The following is an 18,294-nucleotide window of genomic DNA, read 5'->3' as shown; positions in this document are numbered from 1 at the left end:
AAGTGTACCCTATTTTTACCCTCACTATGATTTGAAGTGGGAAAGCTCCTGGTGCAGGTCGTCGGCGACAACTCGCAGCTGCTCCCCTGCCTGCTGCAAACGCCTTGTGCCTTCGGCAGTTTCGGAAAAGGCAGTATTGATATGGCCAACATTGCTACTGATAGTGTCTACCGCCAGGCTCTGCTCCCCGGTGGCGGTTGCCACCAGCGCATTCATATCGGCGATCCGCAGAATCTCTTCGGTGATCTGCTCCAACATATCCCCCGCCTCGTTGGAACGCCCAACACAGGCTTCGGCCTGACTATGACCGGAAACAATCACCTCAACGGCCTTTTGGGCCTCGCCCTCCAGCTGTTCGATCATGTTCTGGATCTCCTGGGTGGACTCCTGGGTGCGCTGGGCAAGATTACGCACCTCGTCGGCAACCACAGCAAACCCCCTCCCCTGCTCCCCGGCCCGAGCGGCCTCGATGGCCGCATTGAGTGCCAACAGGTTGGTTTGTTCGGCAACACCGCGAATCACATCAAGAATGCCCCCAATATTGCTGACCTCGGTTTCCAGGGTACGGATAGAGCCGGCTGCGCTCTCTACCGACTGGGCCAGGCGGCCGATTGCGTCCCGGTTTCCCGCGACCACCTCGCGGCCACCCACCGCCCGATTACGAACCTGCTGTACCGCATCGGCCGCCTCGACAGCGTTACCCGCGACCTCCTGAATCGTGACACTGAGTTGGGAGATTGCCGTTGCTACTTGCTGCGCCTCACTCTCGTGGGTGCGTAGAATGCGGCTGGATTGCTCGGTCACGACGGCCATCTCTTCGGCCGAGACCACCACTCGGTCGCCATATTGGCGTGCATTGTTTACAACACCCTGAACCTTCTCTACAAAACAGTTAAAACCGGTGGCGAGCTGCGCCAGTTCGTCACGGCCCCGAACCGGCATACGCACCGTCAGGTCACCTTCGCCCTGGGCAATATCGCTCATCGCTTCACTGGTTCTTAACAGAGGTTCGGTCACCGACCGAATGACCCACCAATAAAGCAGCGCCATCACCGCCAGCACCATCAACAACAGGGTAATATTAGCGGTCAGCTCGGCTGCGTACTCTGCGTCAACATCGTCGATGTAGACGCCACTACCGATAATCCACCCCCAGGGAGCGAAACCTTTGACAAAGGACAGTTTGGGAACCGGTTGCTCATGGTCGGGTTTCGGCCAGAAGTAATCCACAAAACCCTCCCCATTGGCACGTACCTCCGCCACAAACGCATTGAACAAGGCCTTGCCATTAGGATCCTTGACCCCACCCAAGGGCTTGCCATCGAGCTGGGGTTTAATGGGATGCATCACCATCGTCGGCTGCATATCGTTAATCCAGAAGTACTCTTCACCCTGGTAGCGCAAGCCTTTTAGCGCCTCCATGGCTTGCGTCTGGGCGTCTATTTCGCTCAGCTCACCACTCAGCTGGCGCTGGTGCGCAGCCGCGATAAACCCAAAAGCGGTCTCCACCACCGCGGTCAGTTTGTCCTGTTTGGCGCTGAGCAGCTCACTGTGTTTCTGCCGGGTTTCGAGTAAAAAGGTGGTCGCGAATACGGCCACGGAGAAGAGCGCAATAAACCAGATTCGTTGGGCAATTGTGAACATGGATAACATCTGAACACCTCTTATTATTCAATTTCAGACTCTGGTGCAGATGCCCAGAATCGAGATGCGTCCTGACGGTGCCACCGGCCATCGCCAATAGCCTCACATAAGGGTCTCCCCTACTCCATGTGAGTACATTGACTTCATACTAAGACAGCATCCGGTAACTGGCGATGAAGAAGTACCCGCTCACTGACCTATATCATTACGACTTAGGTGGTGTAGACACCATGGATCCGGCGAACAACTCCCCGAGTGTTGATTAAGTATAGCTCCTCGATTAAACGTAAAAGCCTTTAATCAGGCGGGCCAGGCCCACGGTCCAGTCGTTGGCATGAATGCCGAAGGTATGCAGCAAACGTGTGCTATCGAGCTTGCAGTTAAGAGGAAATTTTCGCGACTCATCATCGGCGTCGGCGGCCAACACATTAAGTTGCTCGGTGGCGACCTCGTCGTACTCAGCCACCTCATGCAGTATGGTTTCGGCCAGCTCACTTTCGCTGACGGGCTTTACTCCCCCATAGTGATAGGTACCCCACACCGTTGCCCCGCAATCGATCTGTCGAATAATGGCAACGATCACTCGCGCCCCGTCATCGGCCAGGGTTGGGTTACCATAACGATTGCCAATCACATCGAAAGGAGCGGGATTCTTTAGCTCAGCAATAATGTTGCGCAACAGCTCAAATTTACGCTCACTGATCATCCAGCCCACTCGTAAAATAATATGCTGAGGGCAACGCTCCCGAATCTGTTGCTCACCCTGCCAGTAGCTGCCGCCCAGCACGCCCAGGGGATTGACCGTGTCTTTCTCCGTATAGGCGTCGCTTTTGTGACCATCGAACACCATGTAAGACGAGATCTGGAGCAGGGTCGCGCCACGACCGTTGCACAGGCTCGCCAACTCAGCCACTGCATCACGGTTCAGAGCAAAACAGCGTGAAGGCTCGGTTTCAGCCAGTTCTGCGTCACGGTAACCCGCACAGTTAATGACAATATTCGGAGCATAGCCGTCAAAAACCTCAAGCATCTGCCTGCTGTCTGTTATGTCGAGCACCTCCCGGGAGGGAGCATAATAGTCAAACGAGGTCCCATCGAGATGCTGTTGTAACCGGCTACCGGTCTGTCCGCTACCACCAATGATCAGAATCTTCATCTGCTTGTTGCTGCCTGTCCATCCGGGTTGATTGTCACTGCCCTGCACCAGAGCTTGAGTATCCAGTGCTGATCATCATACTACCCCAGTGCGAGACAGCACTGAACCTCCTATCGTCGCCGCCACCCCTGAAAAAGGACATTAAGCACAATTACCTATAGGTTCCGACAGTGGGCAGACGGATAATAAATGACCCGCCTGACCACCGATCGACAACAATATCTCAGGCCGCACCAGGGACTCGCTCAGTTTGCACGCATCCATTCGCCAAAAGATCATTCTCTTTACCGTGGTCCCGATCACCCTGATCTACGTGGTGATCTTTGGCTTTGGCCTCTATCAAAGCCAGCAAAGAGCCACGGCGGATACCGAGAAACGCCTGACCCAAATGGCGTGGCACTACGCGAGCAAAGTCGATGGCCATATGCGCGAACTGGCCCAGATCGCACGCAGCACGGCCATATTCCTGGAAAGCAACCCGGAACAATCCTCCCAGCAGCTGTATGAACTGCTGCGCACCAACGTTCGCCAAAGCTCAACCGTCTACGGAGCTGCAATCGCGTTTGTGCCCGAAGGCTACGACGACAAGCCCCTGTTTGCGCCCTACGCCTACCGTGATGACAACCGGGTCGAAACCATGGACCTGGCCACGATCGGCTACGACTACACCCAGGGCGACTGGGAATGGTGGGAGATCCCTCAGCGCAGCTGGCAAGGCACCTGGACCGCACCCTACCGGGATGCCACCCCGGCGGAACCCGAGGTCACCACCTACGCCACCCCCTTTTACCGTAACGGCCGCTTTCGGGGCGTCACAACCATCGACCTGAAACTGGACACCATAGTCTCCCTGCTACCCGAAAACACCGAACCGGGACTGCAGTTTGTCATTCTCAATCGCTCGGGGGACCTGGTTTACAGCCCGTTGGCAACCGGCGTTGGGGACAACCTGATCCGCATCGCGGCCGAGGGTAAGAACAACGAACTACTGAAACTGGCCGGGAATATTCTGTCCGGAGAGACAGGTACGACCCAGACCCGGCGCATCAGCCTTTCCAACGAACAGTTGTGGGTCAGTTACGCCCCTATCCAATCTTCTGACTGGGCGCTGGCGGCCTTTTTACCTGAATCGGCGGCGCTGGCCGACGTGCGCCGGGAGGCCCTGATAGAAGCTGCACTGCTAGTGCTTTCCCTGCTATTGATCATCGCCTCGGTATGGGTTGTGTCGGGGCTGATTTCGCAACCGATTATCCAGCTGCAGCGGGCGGTGCATAAAATCGCCCAGGGCAAGCTTGAGACCGAACTCTCGATCGATGGCCACGATGAGATTGGCGTTCTGGCCCACAGTTTCACCCGTATGTCACGGCAGCTGGTCGCGCGCGAAGAGGCGTTGCGCCAGGCGCGAGAAAACAACCTCGGCCGCCTGGTCGAAGGCATGCAGGGCAACTACTTCTATTTTGTGATGAACAGGCAGGTAGAAGTGACCTATGTGTCCCCATCCGTTACCGATACCCTGGGAATCTCCATAGAGCGGTTTATCGATACCCACCAACAGCTGTTCAACGACCCCCTGCATAACCCTCAAGCCACCAGCTATGCGCGTCAGGTGCTGGCCGGGGAACATCTTGATCCGGTCGAGCTACGGGTCCAGCACCCCGACGGGCAGCCGCGCTTTATCGAGGTCTATGCCGTTGCGGTAGCCGACTCAGGAGGAGAGGTCAGCGGTCTGGAGGCGATTGCCCGGGATATCACCCGCGCCAAACAGACCGAGCAAGCAGTGGTTCGCGCACGGGACGAAGCGGAAGCGGCCAACCACGCCAAGAGTCAGTTTCTCGCCAATATGAGTCACGAGCTCCGCACGCCGCTTAACGGTGTACTGGGCTACGCGCAGATACTGCAACGTGAACGCGGTTTCAGCCCCGAACAGGGGGACAGCCTGCGCGCCATTGAGGAGTGCGGCCAGCACCTGCTGTCGCTAATCAATGACATTCTCGACCTTTCCAAGATCGAAAGCGGAAATCTGGAGGTCAGCGATGAAGCGATCCATCTGCGCCGGGTTCTCGATAGCGTCTACCAAATGGTCAGTCAGCGCGCCGATTCCAAGGGCCTGCGTCTGGAGCTAAAGATCGACCCCAGAGTACCGGCCGCAATCCATACGGACGGCGTTAAGCTGAAGCAAATTCTACTTAACTTGCTGGCCAATGCGGTCAAATTCACCCGTCAGGGAGGCATTTCAGTAGAGGTTAAACCCTACGGCGGCCAACGTATCCGATTTTGCGTACGCGACAGCGGGATCGGCATTGATCCGCAGCAGCAACAGATGGTGTTCTCTCCCTTCGGCCAGACTGCCGAAGGTTTGGAGATCGGCGGCACCGGACTGGGATTAACCATTAGTCGGCGGCTGGTCAAAGCCCTTGGGGGTGAGCTCGAAGTGACCAGTCAGCCCGGTGTAGGTAGTGAATTCTATTTCAGCGTACCGATGATCGAAGCCCGGGAGGAGGATACGGTTGAGGAACAGGACGCCTACTGGCAAGACCGGGCCGATTCGCGCCTGCCCGCCGGCAAGCAGTTCCGGGTACTGGTTGCCGATGACCAGCGTATCAACCGTGAAGTTCTGGTGCGGCTCCTTGAAGGTGCCGGTTTCCATACCCTGCAAGCCAAAAATGGTCAGCAAGCGCTGGAGATCATTCGCGAACACAGCCTCGACCTGGTACTGATGGACCTGCGAATGCCGGTCATGAGCGGCCTCGAGGCGATACAGGCCATTCGGCAGGACAGCACCCTCGCCGGACTGCCCATTATTGCGGTCACCGCCAGCGTTTACCCGGACCCTGCCCAGCAGATGCGAGCATACGAGTGCGATGAGTTTATTAGCAAACCCTTCAACAGTGCGGAGCTGTTTCACAAAATCGCCCACCGCTTGGGCATCACCTATGAGCAGGAACAGCCCTCCGACCAGTCGCCCGCGTTGCACGGAAGCTCCTGCCCCCTGGACCCTGAACTTTGCAGCCCGATTGCCCAGCAGCTTCAGGTAGCACTTGAGCTGGGGGATATCGAGGCGGTACAGCAGCTGGCTGCCCGCCTGCGAACAGAACACCCAAGCGCCGCAGAGCTGGCCCTGCAGATCGACCAGCTTGCCCGTAACTTTGACTTTGAGCATCTCGAGCAGCTCTGCGTCAGGTTGCGCAACAACACCCATTGATTTGTTGTTGCTACACCCGCAGACAGATCCCACAATAGGTAGTGACTCTTTAGCCCCCGTAGGTGCCCCCGTATGGATTCGGATACCCCCGCCAGCACTGTCGCCACCGAGACCGCCGATGCCTGCATTCTGCTGGTCGACGATAACCCAACCAACCTGCAGGTGCTGCTGCAAACCCTCAATGGCCGCGGCTACCGGCTACTGGTTGCCAAGACAGGTGAGAGCGCCCTGCGCATAGCCCAAAAGGCGATGCCTGCGGTGATCCTGCTGGATATCATGATGCCCGGCATCGATGGTTACGAAGTCTGCCGGCAACTAAAAGCCGATCCGCTCACGCAGAAAATCACTATCATTTTTCTCTCTGCCCTGGACGACACCAAAGACAAGGTGAAGGGGCTGGAGCTGGGGGCGGTGGATTTTATCACCAAGCCCTTCCAGTCCGATGAGGTGATTGCGCGAGTCGAAACCCAACTCAAGATCCACCAGCTCGAAGCGGCCCTCTCCGCCCGTAACCGACAACTGGAAGCAGAAAATGAGCGCATTCTGGCATCGATGAGCGAGGGTATTCTAGGCACCGACCCGACCGGCACCATCACCTTTGCCAACCGCGCGGCCTGTGAAATTAGCGGGTGGCAAGAACCTCAGCTGATCGGCACCGAATTCCACCAGCGCCTGCTGGGATGTGCGGCCCGGGAGCTTTCCGAACCCTCCCCTGTGCAGATCACCCTCGAAGACGGTAGTAGTCAACGGCGGGAGGATGTCAGGTTACTGCGCAGCGACGGCAGCTCCTTTCCTGCTAATGTTTCCTGCAACCCGATTATGGAGGAGCAGCATTGCCGCGGCGCGGTGGTCTTGTTTCGCGACACCTCCGTCCAGCAACAACAACAGCGTGCGCTGCAACAGGCTCTGGATGAGATCCAGCTGCAGAAAGAAAAACTGACTCATGTTTCCAGGCTTAGCACCATGGGCGAGATGGCGGCGGGGTTCGCCCATGAGGTCAACCAGCCCCTGACCGCTATCTCCAACTACTCGCAGGTATGCAGCCGCTTCCTCCAGCGCGACCCACTGGACAGGGACAGCCTCAGCGAGGCGCTTGAAAAGATCGGTACCCAGGCACGACGCGCCGGCGAGATCATCGCCAGGATTCGCAGCTTTGTTAAAAAACCGGATCACGTACTGGAGGAGGTGGATTGCAACAAATTGATCCACGATGTGGTGCGCCTGGCAGAGGTAGACGCACGCAACAATTGCATGGAAATTCACACCCGGCTAGCCGATGGGCTTCCTCTGCTAAGAGTCGACCCGGTGCAGATTCAACAGGTTGCCCTGAATCTGATTCGAAACGGAATGGAGGCGATGCGCGAGAGCGAACGCCGGGACACCGGAATTGTTGTTGAAACCCAGTTCCTGAGCGACACCCACAGTGTGCAGGTATCGATAATTGATCGCGGAACCGGTTTGCCGGAGGATGCAGAGGAAAAGTTGTTCACCCCCTTCTATACCACCAAGTCGAGCGGGATGGGGATCGGCCTCTCTATCTGCGAGAGCATTATCAACTCTCACGGCGGACGACTCTTCTTCGAGCGCCATCCCGACGGCGGCGCGATTTTTCGCTTTACCCTGCCGACGGTATAGTCTAAAAAAACCGCCAATAGAGGCTGTGTAAAAACAGTCTCCAATGGCGGTTTTTGTCCACGCTCGAGGATTAACCACCCAGTGAGGGCAACAGGCCTGGGTCCATCATGGTGTTGAAAACACCGTCCTGAATCAAAGGGGCCACGGCCGCAATATCGTCGGCAAAGTAGCGGTCCTTGTCGTAGAAAGGCACGTTCGCCCGCACCCGGCTACGGGCCAGCTCAAGGGTGTCGGAACTTTTCAGGGGCTTGCGGAAGTCCAGCCCCTGACAGGCTGCCAACAACTCCACCGCCAGTACACCTTCGGTGTTTTCCGCCATGTCGGCCAGGCGACGTGCTGCAAATGTCGCCATGGACACATGGTCCTCCTGATTGGCCGAGGTCGGCAGACTGTCTACCGACGCCGGATGCGCCAGGCTCTTGTTTTCGCTGGCCAGCGCGGCGGCGGTTACCTGGGCGATCATAAAACCGGAATTTACGCCGCCATTGTCCACCAGAAACGGGGGTAACTGGCTCAGGTTGCTGTCGATCAACAGCGCCATTCTACGCTCCGACAACGAGCCGATTTCGGCAATCGCCAGCGCCAGGTTATCGGCGGCCATCGCCACCGGTTCCGCGTGGAAGTTGCCACCTGAGAGTATTTCACCCTCGTCGGCGAAAATCAGGGGGTTATCGGAAACGCCATTTGCTTCCACCTCAAGCACCGACGCCGCGTTCTCGATCTGCTGTAAACAGGCACCCATTACCTGAGGCTGGCAGCGCAGGGAATAGGGATCTTGCACCCGGTCACAACAGGCGTGAGACGCTTCGATTTCGCTGTGGCTCAGCAACTGTCGATAACAGGCGGCCACATCCCGCTGCGCCTTATGTCCGCGCACGGCGTGAATGCGGTCGTCGAACGGTTTGCGGCTTCCCAGCGCGGCCTCGACGGACAGCGCGCCGGTGACGATACCGGCGGCAAACAGGTTCTCGGCAGAAAACAGTCCCCGCAATGCGAACGCCGTCGACGCCTGGGTTCCATTGAGGAGCGCTAGCCCCTCCTTGGGTGCCAGGGTCAGGGGTTCCAGCCCCGCGATCGCCAACCCCTCTTTGGAGGGCATGCGCTTACCCTGGCAGAACACCTCGCCCTCACCCAGCAAGATTGCACTCATATGCGCCAATGGCGCCAGGTCACCACTGGCCCCCACCGAGCCCTTGCTGGGAACTACCGGGTAAACGCCGCTGTTATAGAGTGCCAACAGCGCTTCGATAACCGACAAGCGAATACCGGAGAAACCCCGCGCCAACGAATTGATCTTGAGGATCATCATCAAACGCACCACCGCCTCACTCATGGGGGTACCGACACCCGCCGAGTGGGAGAGTACGATGCTGCGCTGCAAGGTTTCCAGCTGGTCCGTTTCGATACGGGTATTGGCGAGCAAGCCGAATCCGGTATTGATTCCGTAGACCACCTCATTACGATCCAGCACTTGCTGAATGACGGCCTGGGAGCGATTAATCTCCGCCTCGCAGGCGGGGTCCAGCGCGACGGTCACACCCTCATGATAGATTCGGCGCAACTGGGCCAGGGTCATGGTCCCGGGATTCAGTAGTATGCTATTGCTCATTAGTTTTTCTCCAGCATTGGCAGGTCGAGTCCCTGCTCTCGCGCGCAGTTTTGCGCAATTTCGTATCCGGCATCGGCGTGGCGCATCACCCCGGTGGCGGGATCATTCCACAGCACCCGACCCAGGCGTCGTTTCGCAGCCTCGGTACCATCGGCCACGATTACGACTCCAGCGTGCTGGCTAAAGCCCATCCCCACACCGCCTCCATGGTGCAGGCTGACCCAGGTTGCGCCACCGGCAGTATTGAGCAGGGCATTAAGCAGCGGCCAGTCGGAAACCGCATCACTGCCATCGAGCATCGATTCTGTTTCCCGATTGGGACTCGCAACCGAGCCGGAATCCAGGTGATCGCGGCCGATCACGATGGGAGCCTTGAGTTCACCGCTGGCGACCATCTCATTGAAAGCCAGCGCCAGCCGTGCCCGATCCTTAAGCCCCACCCAGCAAATTCGCGCCGGTAGTCCCTGAAACTGGATACGCTCGCGCGCCATATCGAGCCAGTTATGCAGGTGAGGGTTATCGGGGATCAACTCCTTCACCTTGGCGTCGGTCTTGTAGATATCTTCCGGATCACCCGACAGGGCAACCCAACGGAAAGGCCCAATGCCTTCACAGAACAGCGGGCGAATATAGGCCGGCACGAACCCGGGAAAATCAAAGGCGTTCTCCACCCCTTTTTCCATCGCCATCTGGCGAATATTATTACCGTAATCGAGGGTGGCCGCGCCGCTGGCCTGCATCGCCAGCATGGCACGTACCTGAACCGCCATCGACTGTTTAGCCGCTTCCACCACTTTCTCGGGCTCGTGCTCGCGACGGGTGATCGCTTGCTCCAGGGTCCAGCCCTGGGGTAGGTAGCCGTTCAATGGATCGTGGGCGCTGGTCTGGTCAGTGCACACGTCAGGAGTAATCCCCCGCGCTACCAGTTCGCCGAAGACGTCAGCGGCGTTCGCCAGCAAGCCGACGGATACTGCTCGGCCCTCGGCACGGGCCTGCTCGACCATCTCCAATGCCTCGTCGAGGCTGGTCGCCTTGCGATCGACGTAGCCGGTGCGCAAGCGAAAATCGATGCGCGTCTCATCCACTTCCACCGCAATCATGCTAAAGCCGGCCATGGTCGCCGCCAGCGGCTGGGCACCCCCCATACCGCCCAAACCACCGGTCAACACCCAACGCCCTTTGGCGTGGCCATCAAAATGCTGGCGAGCGATGGCCACGAAGGTTTCGTAGGTTCCCTGCACAATGCCCTGCGAGCCAATGTAAACCCAGGAACCGGCCGTCATCTGACCGTACATCATCAGCCCCTGACGATCGAGTTCATTAAAGTGCTCCCAGGTCGCCCAATGGGGAACCAGGTTGGAGTTGGCGATCAGCACTCGCGGTGCATCGGCATGGGTAGGAAAAACCCCCACCGGCTTGCCCGACTGCACCAGCAGGGTTTCGTCGTCCCCAAGGCGCTTAAGAACCTCGACAATCTTGTCATAGCTTTCCCAATCCCGCGCGGCGCGGCCAATGCCACCGTATACCACCAACTCCTCGGGGCGCTCTGCTACATCCGGGTGCAGATTGTTCATCAGCATTCGCAGGGGCGCTTCCGTCAACCAGCTGCGAGCCTGAAGCTCGGTTCCGGTATGGGCCTTGATCACCCGCGAGTCATCTTTACGACTAGTGCTCATATTTTACTCCTACGACAGGTTGGCACCCGGATTAAGCCGGGCGCCGAGTTGATAGCGACTACCGGGATGCAGCAGTCGGGCATAGCTCACCACCCCCTGGCTGGACCAGGTGCGGCGTTTAATTAACAGGCAGGCCTCGGGTTGTGATATCTCAAGCTCCCGCGCTTGCTCCTCCGACGCCAACACCGCTTCAACGGTGTGCTCGCCTCCGGTTAGCGGAGCCACCCGGCTGAGGTAACGATTGGGCGTCGTGCGGGAAAAGTCCTGCTGCAGGTAGTCGGGAGCCAGCGCCGGGTTGGTATAGCGCTCCTCCCACTGCACCGGTACCTCGTTGTCGAGATGCACGATAATAGAGTGGTAAAGATCGCTTCCCGGCAGCAGGTCCAGGGCCAGGGCCACCTCATCACTGGCCGGCCGGGTCTGCATCGTTAGAATGCGGTTACTGTATCGGTGTCCACGCTGGCTGATATCATCGGCAATATTACGCACCTCCAGCAACGAGCCCACCGGTTTGCGCTCGGCTACAAAGGTACCCAGCCCCTGATGGCGCAACAACACACCCTCCGCGGTCAACTCCTGCAGAGCCCGACGCGCCGTCATGCGACTGACCGAAAACTGCTCACAGAGGCTATTCTCCGATGGCACCTGACTGTGCTCGGACCACACACCCTGTTCGATCTGCGCACAAATATGGCGCTTGATCGTCAGGTAACGGGGTTCACTGCTTGAGTTGGCCATAAAAAGATAACGTCCGGTTGGTGTGGAATGTGCCGCAGTCTACTTGTATATACAACGATATACAAGTAGACTGCGCAAACTTCTCCGGATACAAAATTTACCTGCTATAACCTCTGTTAAATAACCCACACCAGCTCAACGCGGAGCACTGCATGACGTCACACTGGGATATCCTCTGGACCAACGTTCGTCTGGCCACCCTGAACCCGGACATCAAACGCCCTTACGGTGCCATCGAGAAGGGGGCACTGGCGGTGCGGGACGGTCGTATCGCCTGGTTAGGCAACGCCGACGACAGACCCGACACTCCCTGCCGGGAAACTCGTGACGGAGGCGGGGGCTGGATGACTCCGGGGTTGATCGATTGCCACACCCACCTCGTCTTTGCCGGTAACCGTTGTCACGAGTTCGAGCAACGCCAGCAGGGAGCCAGCTACCAGCAGATTGCCGAACAGGGTGGTGGCATTCGCGCCACCGTGAGCGCTACCCGTACCAGCAGTGAGGAGCAACTCTTCCAACAGGCGGTCCCGCGCTTGCGTGCCTACCTCGATGAGGGCGTTACCAGTATCGAAATCAAATCGGGCTACGGGCTGGAAACCGACGCCGAACTGCGTATGCTGCGCACCGCTCGACGACTCGGCCGCGAGTTTCCCGTCACCGTGCACAGCAGCTTTCTTGGGGCCCACGCACTGCCCGAGGAGTACAGTGGACGCCCCGACGGCTACATCGACCGGGTATGCTCCGAGATGATGGATGCGGTGTGTGCCGAGGCGCTGGCGGATTCGGTGGATATGTTCTGCGAACAGATCGGTTTCTCCCTCGCCCAGTGCGAGCGCGTAATCCAGAGCGCGAGCCGTCATGGATTGCCCGTACGCGTCCACGCCGAGCAGCTTAGTAACCTGCGCGCGTCGCACCTGGCCGCCAGTCACCAGGCACTCTCCGTCGATCATCTCGAGCACCTGGACGAGCCTGGTGTCATGGCGCTGGCCCGCGCCGGCACCGTAGCGACCCTGTTACCGGGGGCCTTTTACTTTTTGCGCGAGACCCGCCTGCCACCGATTGAGCTGTTACGGCGCCATGGGGTTCCTATGGCGGTCGCCAGTGATTTCAACCCCGGCAGTAGCCCGCAGGCCTCGCTGAGGCTGTCGATGCAGATGGCCGCCACCCTCTTTGGTTTGAGCGCCGAAGAGGTGCTTGCAGGGGTTACCCGCAATGCGGCGCGAGCGCTGGGAATGGAGAAGCAACGGGGTCAGCTCCGGCAAGGTCTGCGAGCAGACCTGCTGCTGTGGGAGATCAATGATCCTGCCGAGTTGGTATGGCACTATGGAAGCAACCGCCCCCGCACTATTCTTCAGGAGGGACAGGATGTATCAACCCGCTGATATGAGTCTTTGGCATGGCCGCTGCGACCCCCTCGACGGCCGCCGCGGCGAGCGCTGGCACCAGCGAGTTCGCCCCTTCCCTATCGAGGGTGAACCGCTGGTCGATAGCGGCGTAGTGATCAGCGGATTCTGCTGCGACGAGGGGGTACGCCGCAATCAGGGGCGGGTCGGCGCCGCCAACGGGCCCAACGCCCTGCGTCGGGCGCTGGCAAATCTACCCGCCAACCTCAACACCCCCCTCTACGATGGCGGCAACCTGCTCTGCGAGGGAGGTCACCTTGAGCAGGCCCAAATTGGCTTAAGCGATCATTGCACCCAGGTATTCAACGGGGGCCATCGCATGTTGCTGCTGGGTGGGGGGCACGAAATCGCCTGGGCCAGTTTCCGCGGGCTGCAAAACCACCTGCTGCAACAGCAAAAGGCGATCGGCCGGGAAGCACGCATCGGTATTATCAACTTTGACGCCCACTTCGACCTGCGCAATCCCGCTACCGGCCCCAGTTCCGGCACCCCTTTTCACCAGATCGCGTTGCACTGCCAGGCCCAGCAGCAACCCTTTCGCTACCTCTGCCTGGGGGTCAGCGAGACCTCCAACACCCAGGTCCTGTTTGACTATGCCGAGCAATTTGACGTTGAGTGGCGACTCGATCGCGAAATGACGCTGCTGCACCTCGACGACTGTCGTAAACAACTGCAGCGTTTCATCAGTCAGGTCGACTGGATCCACCTCAGCATCGACCTGGATGTTTTGCCAGCCGCCGTTATGCCCGGTGTCAGCGCACCGGCTTGCCCGGGCATCACACTGGAGCTTATCGAGGCGCTGCTGCCCCTGATTACCGAAGCCCAGCATGCCAGCGGCCAACCCAAAATGAAGCTGGCCGAACTCGCCGAGTACAACCCGCAGCTCGACCCCACCGGCGTCGGCTCCCGCACTGCGGCACGACTCGCTTACCGCTTGCTGGCCGAATAGGCCTATGGCAATTACAGGCCGCGAAATTCACCGCCGCTACGATGAGTTTGGCGCTATTCAGGTGTTCGAAGACAATAACCGCCGTTTCCTGACCTTTGACGGCGACGCCGAGCAGAGCTGCATCTTACTCGATCGGCCCTGGAGCCCTGTTTACCAGTACTGCCAGGCGATGCTGATGGCGTACGCGTTTATCTCTCCCGCGCCACGCCGGGCGCTGGTTGCCGGCTTGGGCGGAGGCACCCTGGTGCACAGTCTGCTGCGGATCAAGCCAACAATGACGGTGGAGGCGGTTGAGTTTCGGCCCGAAGTGATCGCGGTCGCCCGGGAGTACTTCCTGTTGCAGCAAGCGCCGCCACACCGAATTCACGCCGGTGATGCCACCGAGTTTCAGGGGCACCCCGGGGGGTACGAGCTTATTTTTAGCGATCTGTTTCTGGATAACCAGATGAACCCTGCCCAGCTCACCCTCGACTATACCGAGCGCTGTCGGCGCGCGCTCAGCCGGCACGGCGTGCTGGTACTCAACCTGTGGTTAGAGGAGAAGCATTTTTACCCTGATGCTATCGACCTTCTCCGTCGCCAATTTGATGGCCAACTATTGGCCGCCGAAGTGCCCGAAGGCAATCTGGTGCTCTACCTGTTTAACGGTACAGCCCCCGATATCAGTCATCGCATGCTGCAACGGGAGGCGCGCGCCCTGGGCAAACTCATTGAGGCCCCCTTGCAACGAGTGGCCGCCGCTATAACCCGCCTCGACTAACCCTCGATAACGCTACCCCCAGCATCGACCCTGCCCTCTATTCCACTAAGGTCGGCGAGAAATGTGAGGCTATTTGCGTATAATGTTCGCCCTGAATAGCCCGCCAAACCGAGGCGGGTAAAACCGAACAGGTGCAACTTACCAACGCACTTTCAGCCCCGGCTCTATCCGTTTGGGGCATTCACCAACGCTTTAGTAAGAGGGGCAAGCGGGCGCATGAAGATACCAGAGATACTGCTGTTTGAAGTGGAGCACGCTCCAGGCAACCTGGCCCAGGTATTGGGTCTGGTGGGAGATGCAGGATTAACCGTAGAGAACCTTGAAGCGGTAAAGCGCACGTCCACTCACACCCAGTGGGAGCTGACCATAGATATTGATGAGTCTGCCGAGCATGACCTGTGCGATCGCATTGATGGTCTTGCGAATGCCCGCATGGTGGGTCGCTCCGATCGCGTATTCGACCGTCATCGCGGCGGCAAGATTCGTACGGTATCCAATGTACAACTGACCTCACAGCAGGTATTACGTGATATCTACACCCCGGGCGTGGCCCGGGTTTGCCTCGCGATCCAGCAGGACCCCAGCAAAGCCAAGGAGTACACCAACATCCCCAATACGGTGGCGGTGGTCACTAACGGCACCGCAATCCTCGGACTCGGTGATATCGGTGCCGTCTCCGGCATGCCGGTCATGGAGGGCAAGGCGGCCCTGTTCGACGCCTACGCGGACATCTCCGGCGTACCGATCCTGATCGAGAGCAAAGATCCCCAGGTCATCATCGACACCGTGGCCGCGATCGCTCCCTCATTCGGCGCAATCCAGCTGGAGGATATCTCCGCTCCCACCTGCTTTGATATCGAAAAAGCCCTGATCGAAAAGCTCGATATCCCCGTACTCCACGACGACCAGCACGGAACCGCGGTGGTCGCCCTGGCGGCGCTGATCACCTCGACCCGCCTGGTTGGCAAAGACCTCAAGCAGAGCCGAATCGGTCAAATTGGCCTCGGCGCAGCCGGCATTGGTATCTCACGCCTGTTGCTGAACTATGGTGTAAAAGGGGTTCTCGGTACCGACCTCAACGAAAACGCCCTGCAACAGCTGGAATCCATTGGTGGTGAGCGTGCCACCCTCGGCGAGCTCATGGAGCAGGCCGACATCGTTATCTCTACCACCGGTGTAAAAGGACTCATCAAGCCCGAGATGGTGCGCGAGGGTCAGGTGATCCTGGCCCTGACCAACCCGGACCCCGAGATCGAGCCGGAAGTGGCCCTCAAAGCGGGCGCCGCCTTTGCCGCAGACGGCAAGAGTGTCAACAACGTATTGGGGTTCCCGGGCCTGTTCCGTGGCGCTATCGATGCGGGCGTCGTTCACTTCACCGATGCGATGCTGATCGCCGCCTCGGAGTGCCTGGCGAACCTGTCCCCTGCCGGAGCCCTGACCCCGGACCCACTCGATCGTAGCGTCCATGATGCCGTTGCCGAGGCAGTGCGCACCGCTGCTGAGAAGGGTCGCTAAAAAACCAAACGCAGGCAAGGCCGATACTCCTCCGCCTTGCCTGCTCTCTTTTTGGGTTGTGGGTTGCCGTTTAATCAGCCAGCATACGCACTTCCCGTTGTGGGAAGGGGATGCTGATACCCTCCTGCTTGAGGGCGCTGAACAGTTCGAGGTTGGTCGCGAACTTCACCTCATAGTAGTTACGAGTCGGCACCCAAAAACGGATTCCGATCTCGACGGCGCTATCGCCAAAATTATCGATACCCACCTGCGGGGCAGGCTCATTTGCTACCTCGGCGCGGTTTTCCAGCACTCGGCGCAAACACCCAATCGCCTTCTCCGGATCATCGCCATAACTGATACCGATGCAGGTCTCCGCCAGCATATACTCGAAGCTGTTGTGCAGCACCTCTCCAACGATGTGCTTGTTGGGGATGCTGATCTCCTCCCCCTCCTCATTGGTCAGAATGGTCATCGACAGGTTGATCTCCTTGATCACGCCGCTCACCCCTTGCACCTTGACCGTATTGCCCACCACGAAGGGTCGCGTCAGGATAATGGTCACGCCTGCCGCATAGTTCGACAGCATCCCCTGCAGAGCCAGGCCAGCCCCTAACGCCATGGCACCCACCGCGGCGATAAAGGGCGCTACACTGACCCCCAACTTACCGAGGGCGATGATTGCCATCATCAGGATGACCAGTATCCGCACCAGGTTGGAGATAAAGCCAGCCAGGGTGACATCGACGTTGTGTCGTGCCAGCTGCGCCGCCACCAGTCGATGTGCTCGCCCGGCGAGCCATAACCCGAGCATGAAAACAATCAGCGCACCGAGTATCTGGAAGCTGTACTGCACCAGAAATTCGGCCACCATATTGTATACGCCCTGCAGTTGCTTGAGCTCCTGCTCCAATACGTCCTGATCCATCGTTCCATTCCTCTTTGCAGTTATAACGTTCAGCCGCGTTGCAGTAAAAAAATCAATACTCACTCGATAGTAGCACAGGGATTTCCCTAGCCACCGAGTAGCGCCAGAGCCTGCTCTACAACAATGGCATGGCGAGCTGCGAGCTGGCGGCGGTCGTCATCGTAGCCGCCACCGATGACCGTCGTCAGGGGGATACCCCGGGCCCGTATGGCGTTGAGCACCAGGCGTTCGCGCTGCTCAATACCCTGCCAACTGATATTGGCTCTACCGAGCGGATCTCCCGCGTACACATCAACGCCCGCATCGTACAGCACCAGATCGGGTTGCACGTGGTCAAGGCACCGATGCAGAGTCGTGGCAACAATTTCCAGGTAGGCATCATCCTCTATGCCGTCGGCCAGCCCGACGTCCAGGTCGCTGCACTGCTTACGCACGGGAAAATTCTTCTCGCAATGTATCGAGCAGGTAAATGCATCATCACGCCCGGACAGTATTGCCGCCGTGCCATCCCCTTGATGAACATCACAATCAAAGATCAGCACACGGTTAATACCAGGCTGTTGCAGCATTGCCAGTGCCGCTACCGCAAGATCGTTAATGCAGCAAAAACCCGAGGCTTTATCGTAATGGGCGTGATGGGTTCCACCGGCAAGATGGCAAGCCATTCCATGCTGCACAGCCAGTAGCGCACTCAACACCGTACCACCGGGAGATACAAAGCTGCGGCGAGCAAGCCCTGGCGACCAGGGCAACCCCAGCTCACGTACCTCTTTTGAACTGAGGCCACCCTCCTCTATACGTTGCAGGTATTGCGGGCAGTGCGCTTGCAATAGCCACTTGCGCAAACAGGGACCCGAACGATAGGTGTTGGCCGCGGTGGCAATACCTCGCTGGCGCAGGAGTTCGTACAGATAACGAAATTTCACCATAGCAAAGCGGTGTTGCTGGGGAAATTCATAACTGTAGCTGGGATGATATACCAGCGGTAGCTGCATGTTCCGGTCACCTGCTATTCCCGTTAACGTCGAGCATAACCCGCCCTACCCCCAAGAGAAAAGTGTACCGGGCGCAGCGCCTGCATTGCTGATACTATAATCTGA

General features: G+C 58.5%; 13 protein-coding genes. 6 read left to right on the top strand and 7 right to left on the bottom strand.

The window, feature by feature from the left end:
* Positions 1 to 24 precede the first annotated feature (24 nt).
* Positions 25 to 1,653, bottom strand: a complete 1,629-nt coding sequence (locus ACP3PW_RS07080) for a methyl-accepting chemotaxis protein (protein WP_426415993.1) — start codon at positions 1,651 to 1,653, stop codon at positions 25 to 27.
* 271 nt (positions 1,654 to 1,924) lie between these two features.
* The gene (locus ACP3PW_RS07075; RefSeq protein WP_426415992.1) at positions 1,925 to 2,800 is read right to left on the bottom strand and encodes an SDR family oxidoreductase; all 876 of its coding nucleotides are present in this window, start codon (positions 2,798 to 2,800) and stop codon (positions 1,925 to 1,927) included.
* A 250-nt stretch (positions 2,801 to 3,050) separates the two neighbouring features.
* On the opposite strand from ACP3PW_RS07075, the gene ACP3PW_RS07070 reads away from it, so the two are divergent.
* Positions 3,051 to 6,002, top strand: coding sequence for an ATP-binding protein (locus ACP3PW_RS07070; protein WP_426415991.1), 2,952 nt, complete (start codon positions 3,051 to 3,053; stop codon positions 6,000 to 6,002).
* Positions 6,003 to 6,074: 72 nt separating this feature from the next.
* On the top strand, positions 6,075 to 7,637 hold the full coding sequence (locus ACP3PW_RS07065; protein WP_426415990.1) for an ATP-binding response regulator: 1,563 nt from the start codon (positions 6,075 to 6,077) through the stop codon (positions 7,635 to 7,637).
* A 70-nt stretch (positions 7,638 to 7,707) separates the two neighbouring features.
* On the opposite strand, the gene hutH is transcribed toward ACP3PW_RS07065, so the two are convergent.
* From hutH to hutC, 3 genes are read right to left on the bottom strand one after another with little or no spacing between them, the layout of a single operon-like run.
* On the bottom strand, positions 7,708 to 9,246 hold the full coding sequence (gene hutH, locus ACP3PW_RS07060; RefSeq protein ID WP_426415989.1) for a histidine ammonia-lyase: 1,539 nt from the start codon (positions 9,244 to 9,246) through the stop codon (positions 7,708 to 7,710).
* Positions 9,246 to 10,922: a urocanate hydratase gene (gene hutU, locus ACP3PW_RS07055; RefSeq protein ID WP_426415988.1), complete on the bottom strand. Its 1,677-nt coding sequence runs from the start codon at positions 10,920 to 10,922 to the stop codon at positions 9,246 to 9,248. The genes hutH and hutU overlap by 1 nt, the downstream gene beginning before the upstream one ends.
* Before the next feature lie 9 nt (positions 10,923 to 10,931).
* Positions 10,932 to 11,660 carry a histidine utilization repressor gene (gene hutC / locus ACP3PW_RS07050; RefSeq protein ID WP_426415987.1) on the bottom strand — a complete coding sequence of 243 codons (729 nt, stop codon included), beginning with the start codon at positions 11,658 to 11,660 and terminating at the stop codon, positions 10,932 to 10,934.
* A gap of 152 nt (positions 11,661 to 11,812) precedes the next feature.
* Here hutC and hutI point away from each other — a divergent pair, with 152 nt between their 5' ends.
* The 4 genes from hutI to ACP3PW_RS07030 all read left to right on the top strand — a co-directional run bounded on the left by hutI (position 11,813) and on the right by ACP3PW_RS07030 (position 16,287).
* Entirely contained in the window at positions 11,813 to 13,042 is a 1,230-nt protein-coding gene (hutI, locus tag ACP3PW_RS07045; RefSeq protein ID WP_426415986.1) for an imidazolonepropionase, read from the top strand.
* The gene (hutG, locus tag ACP3PW_RS07040) at positions 13,026 to 14,012 is read left to right on the top strand and encodes a formimidoylglutamase (protein ID WP_426415985.1); all 987 of its coding nucleotides are present in this window, start codon (positions 13,026 to 13,028) and stop codon (positions 14,010 to 14,012) included. The genes hutI and hutG overlap by 17 nt, the downstream gene beginning before the upstream one ends.
* 4 nt (positions 14,013 to 14,016) lie before the next feature.
* Positions 14,017 to 14,772, top strand: coding sequence for a spermidine synthase (locus ACP3PW_RS07035; RefSeq protein ID WP_426415984.1), 756 nt, complete (start codon positions 14,017 to 14,019; stop codon positions 14,770 to 14,772).
* Between the two features lie 216 nt (positions 14,773 to 14,988).
* The gene (locus tag ACP3PW_RS07030; RefSeq protein WP_426415983.1) at positions 14,989 to 16,287 is read left to right on the top strand and encodes an NAD(P)-dependent malic enzyme; all 1,299 of its coding nucleotides are present in this window, start codon (positions 14,989 to 14,991) and stop codon (positions 16,285 to 16,287) included.
* A 70-nt stretch (positions 16,288 to 16,357) separates the two neighbouring features.
* Here the strand turns inward: ACP3PW_RS07030 and ACP3PW_RS07025 are convergent, their stop codons facing one another.
* Both ACP3PW_RS07025 and ACP3PW_RS07020 read right to left on the bottom strand, forming a co-directional pair.
* Positions 16,358 to 17,194 carry a mechanosensitive ion channel family protein gene (locus ACP3PW_RS07025; RefSeq protein ID WP_426415982.1) on the bottom strand — a complete coding sequence of 279 codons (837 nt, stop codon included), beginning with the start codon at positions 17,192 to 17,194 and terminating at the stop codon, positions 16,358 to 16,360.
* Between the two features lie 86 nt (positions 17,195 to 17,280).
* Complete coding sequence (locus ACP3PW_RS07020) at positions 17,281 to 18,189, bottom strand: histone deacetylase family protein (RefSeq protein WP_426415981.1); 909 nt, start codon at positions 18,187 to 18,189, stop codon at positions 17,281 to 17,283.
* Between the last annotated feature and the right edge of the window lie 105 nt (positions 18,190 to 18,294).

Source organism: Aestuariirhabdus sp. LZHN29 (assembly GCF_049985285.1).
In the GTDB taxonomy this organism is placed as follows: Bacteria; Pseudomonadota; Gammaproteobacteria; order Pseudomonadales; family Aestuariirhabdaceae; genus Aestuariirhabdus.
This window is presented reverse-complemented; position numbering and strand designations above follow the sequence as displayed.

Coding starts and splice junctions, on each gene's coding strand:
- ACP3PW_RS07080 (WP_426415993.1), bottom strand. CDS start 1,653: ATGTTATCCATGTTCACAATTGCCCAACGAATCTGGTTTATTGCGCTC.
- ACP3PW_RS07075 (WP_426415992.1), bottom strand. CDS start 2,800: ATGAAGATTCTGATCATTGGTGGTAGCGGACAGACCGGTAGCCGGTTA.
- ACP3PW_RS07065 (WP_426415990.1), top strand. CDS start 6,075: ATGGATTCGGATACCCCCGCCAGCACTGTCGCCACCGAGACCGCCGAT.
- hutH (WP_426415989.1), bottom strand. CDS start 9,246: ATGAGCAATAGCATACTACTGAATCCCGGGACCATGACCCTGGCCCAG.
- hutU (WP_426415988.1), bottom strand. CDS start 10,922: ATGAGCACTAGTCGTAAAGATGACTCGCGGGTGATCAAGGCCCATACC.
- hutC (WP_426415987.1), bottom strand. CDS start 11,660: ATGGCCAACTCAAGCAGTGAACCCCGTTACCTGACGATCAAGCGCCAT.
- hutI (WP_426415986.1), top strand. CDS start 11,813: ATGACGTCACACTGGGATATCCTCTGGACCAACGTTCGTCTGGCCACC.
- hutG (WP_426415985.1), top strand. CDS start 13,026: ATGTATCAACCCGCTGATATGAGTCTTTGGCATGGCCGCTGCGACCCC.
- ACP3PW_RS07035 (WP_426415984.1), top strand. CDS start 14,017: ATGGCAATTACAGGCCGCGAAATTCACCGCCGCTACGATGAGTTTGGC.
- ACP3PW_RS07030 (WP_426415983.1), top strand. CDS start 14,989: ATGAAGATACCAGAGATACTGCTGTTTGAAGTGGAGCACGCTCCAGGC.
- ACP3PW_RS07025 (WP_426415982.1), bottom strand. CDS start 17,194: ATGGATCAGGACGTATTGGAGCAGGAGCTCAAGCAACTGCAGGGCGTA.
- ACP3PW_RS07020 (WP_426415981.1), bottom strand. CDS start 18,189: ATGCAGCTACCGCTGGTATATCATCCCAGCTACAGTTATGAATTTCCC.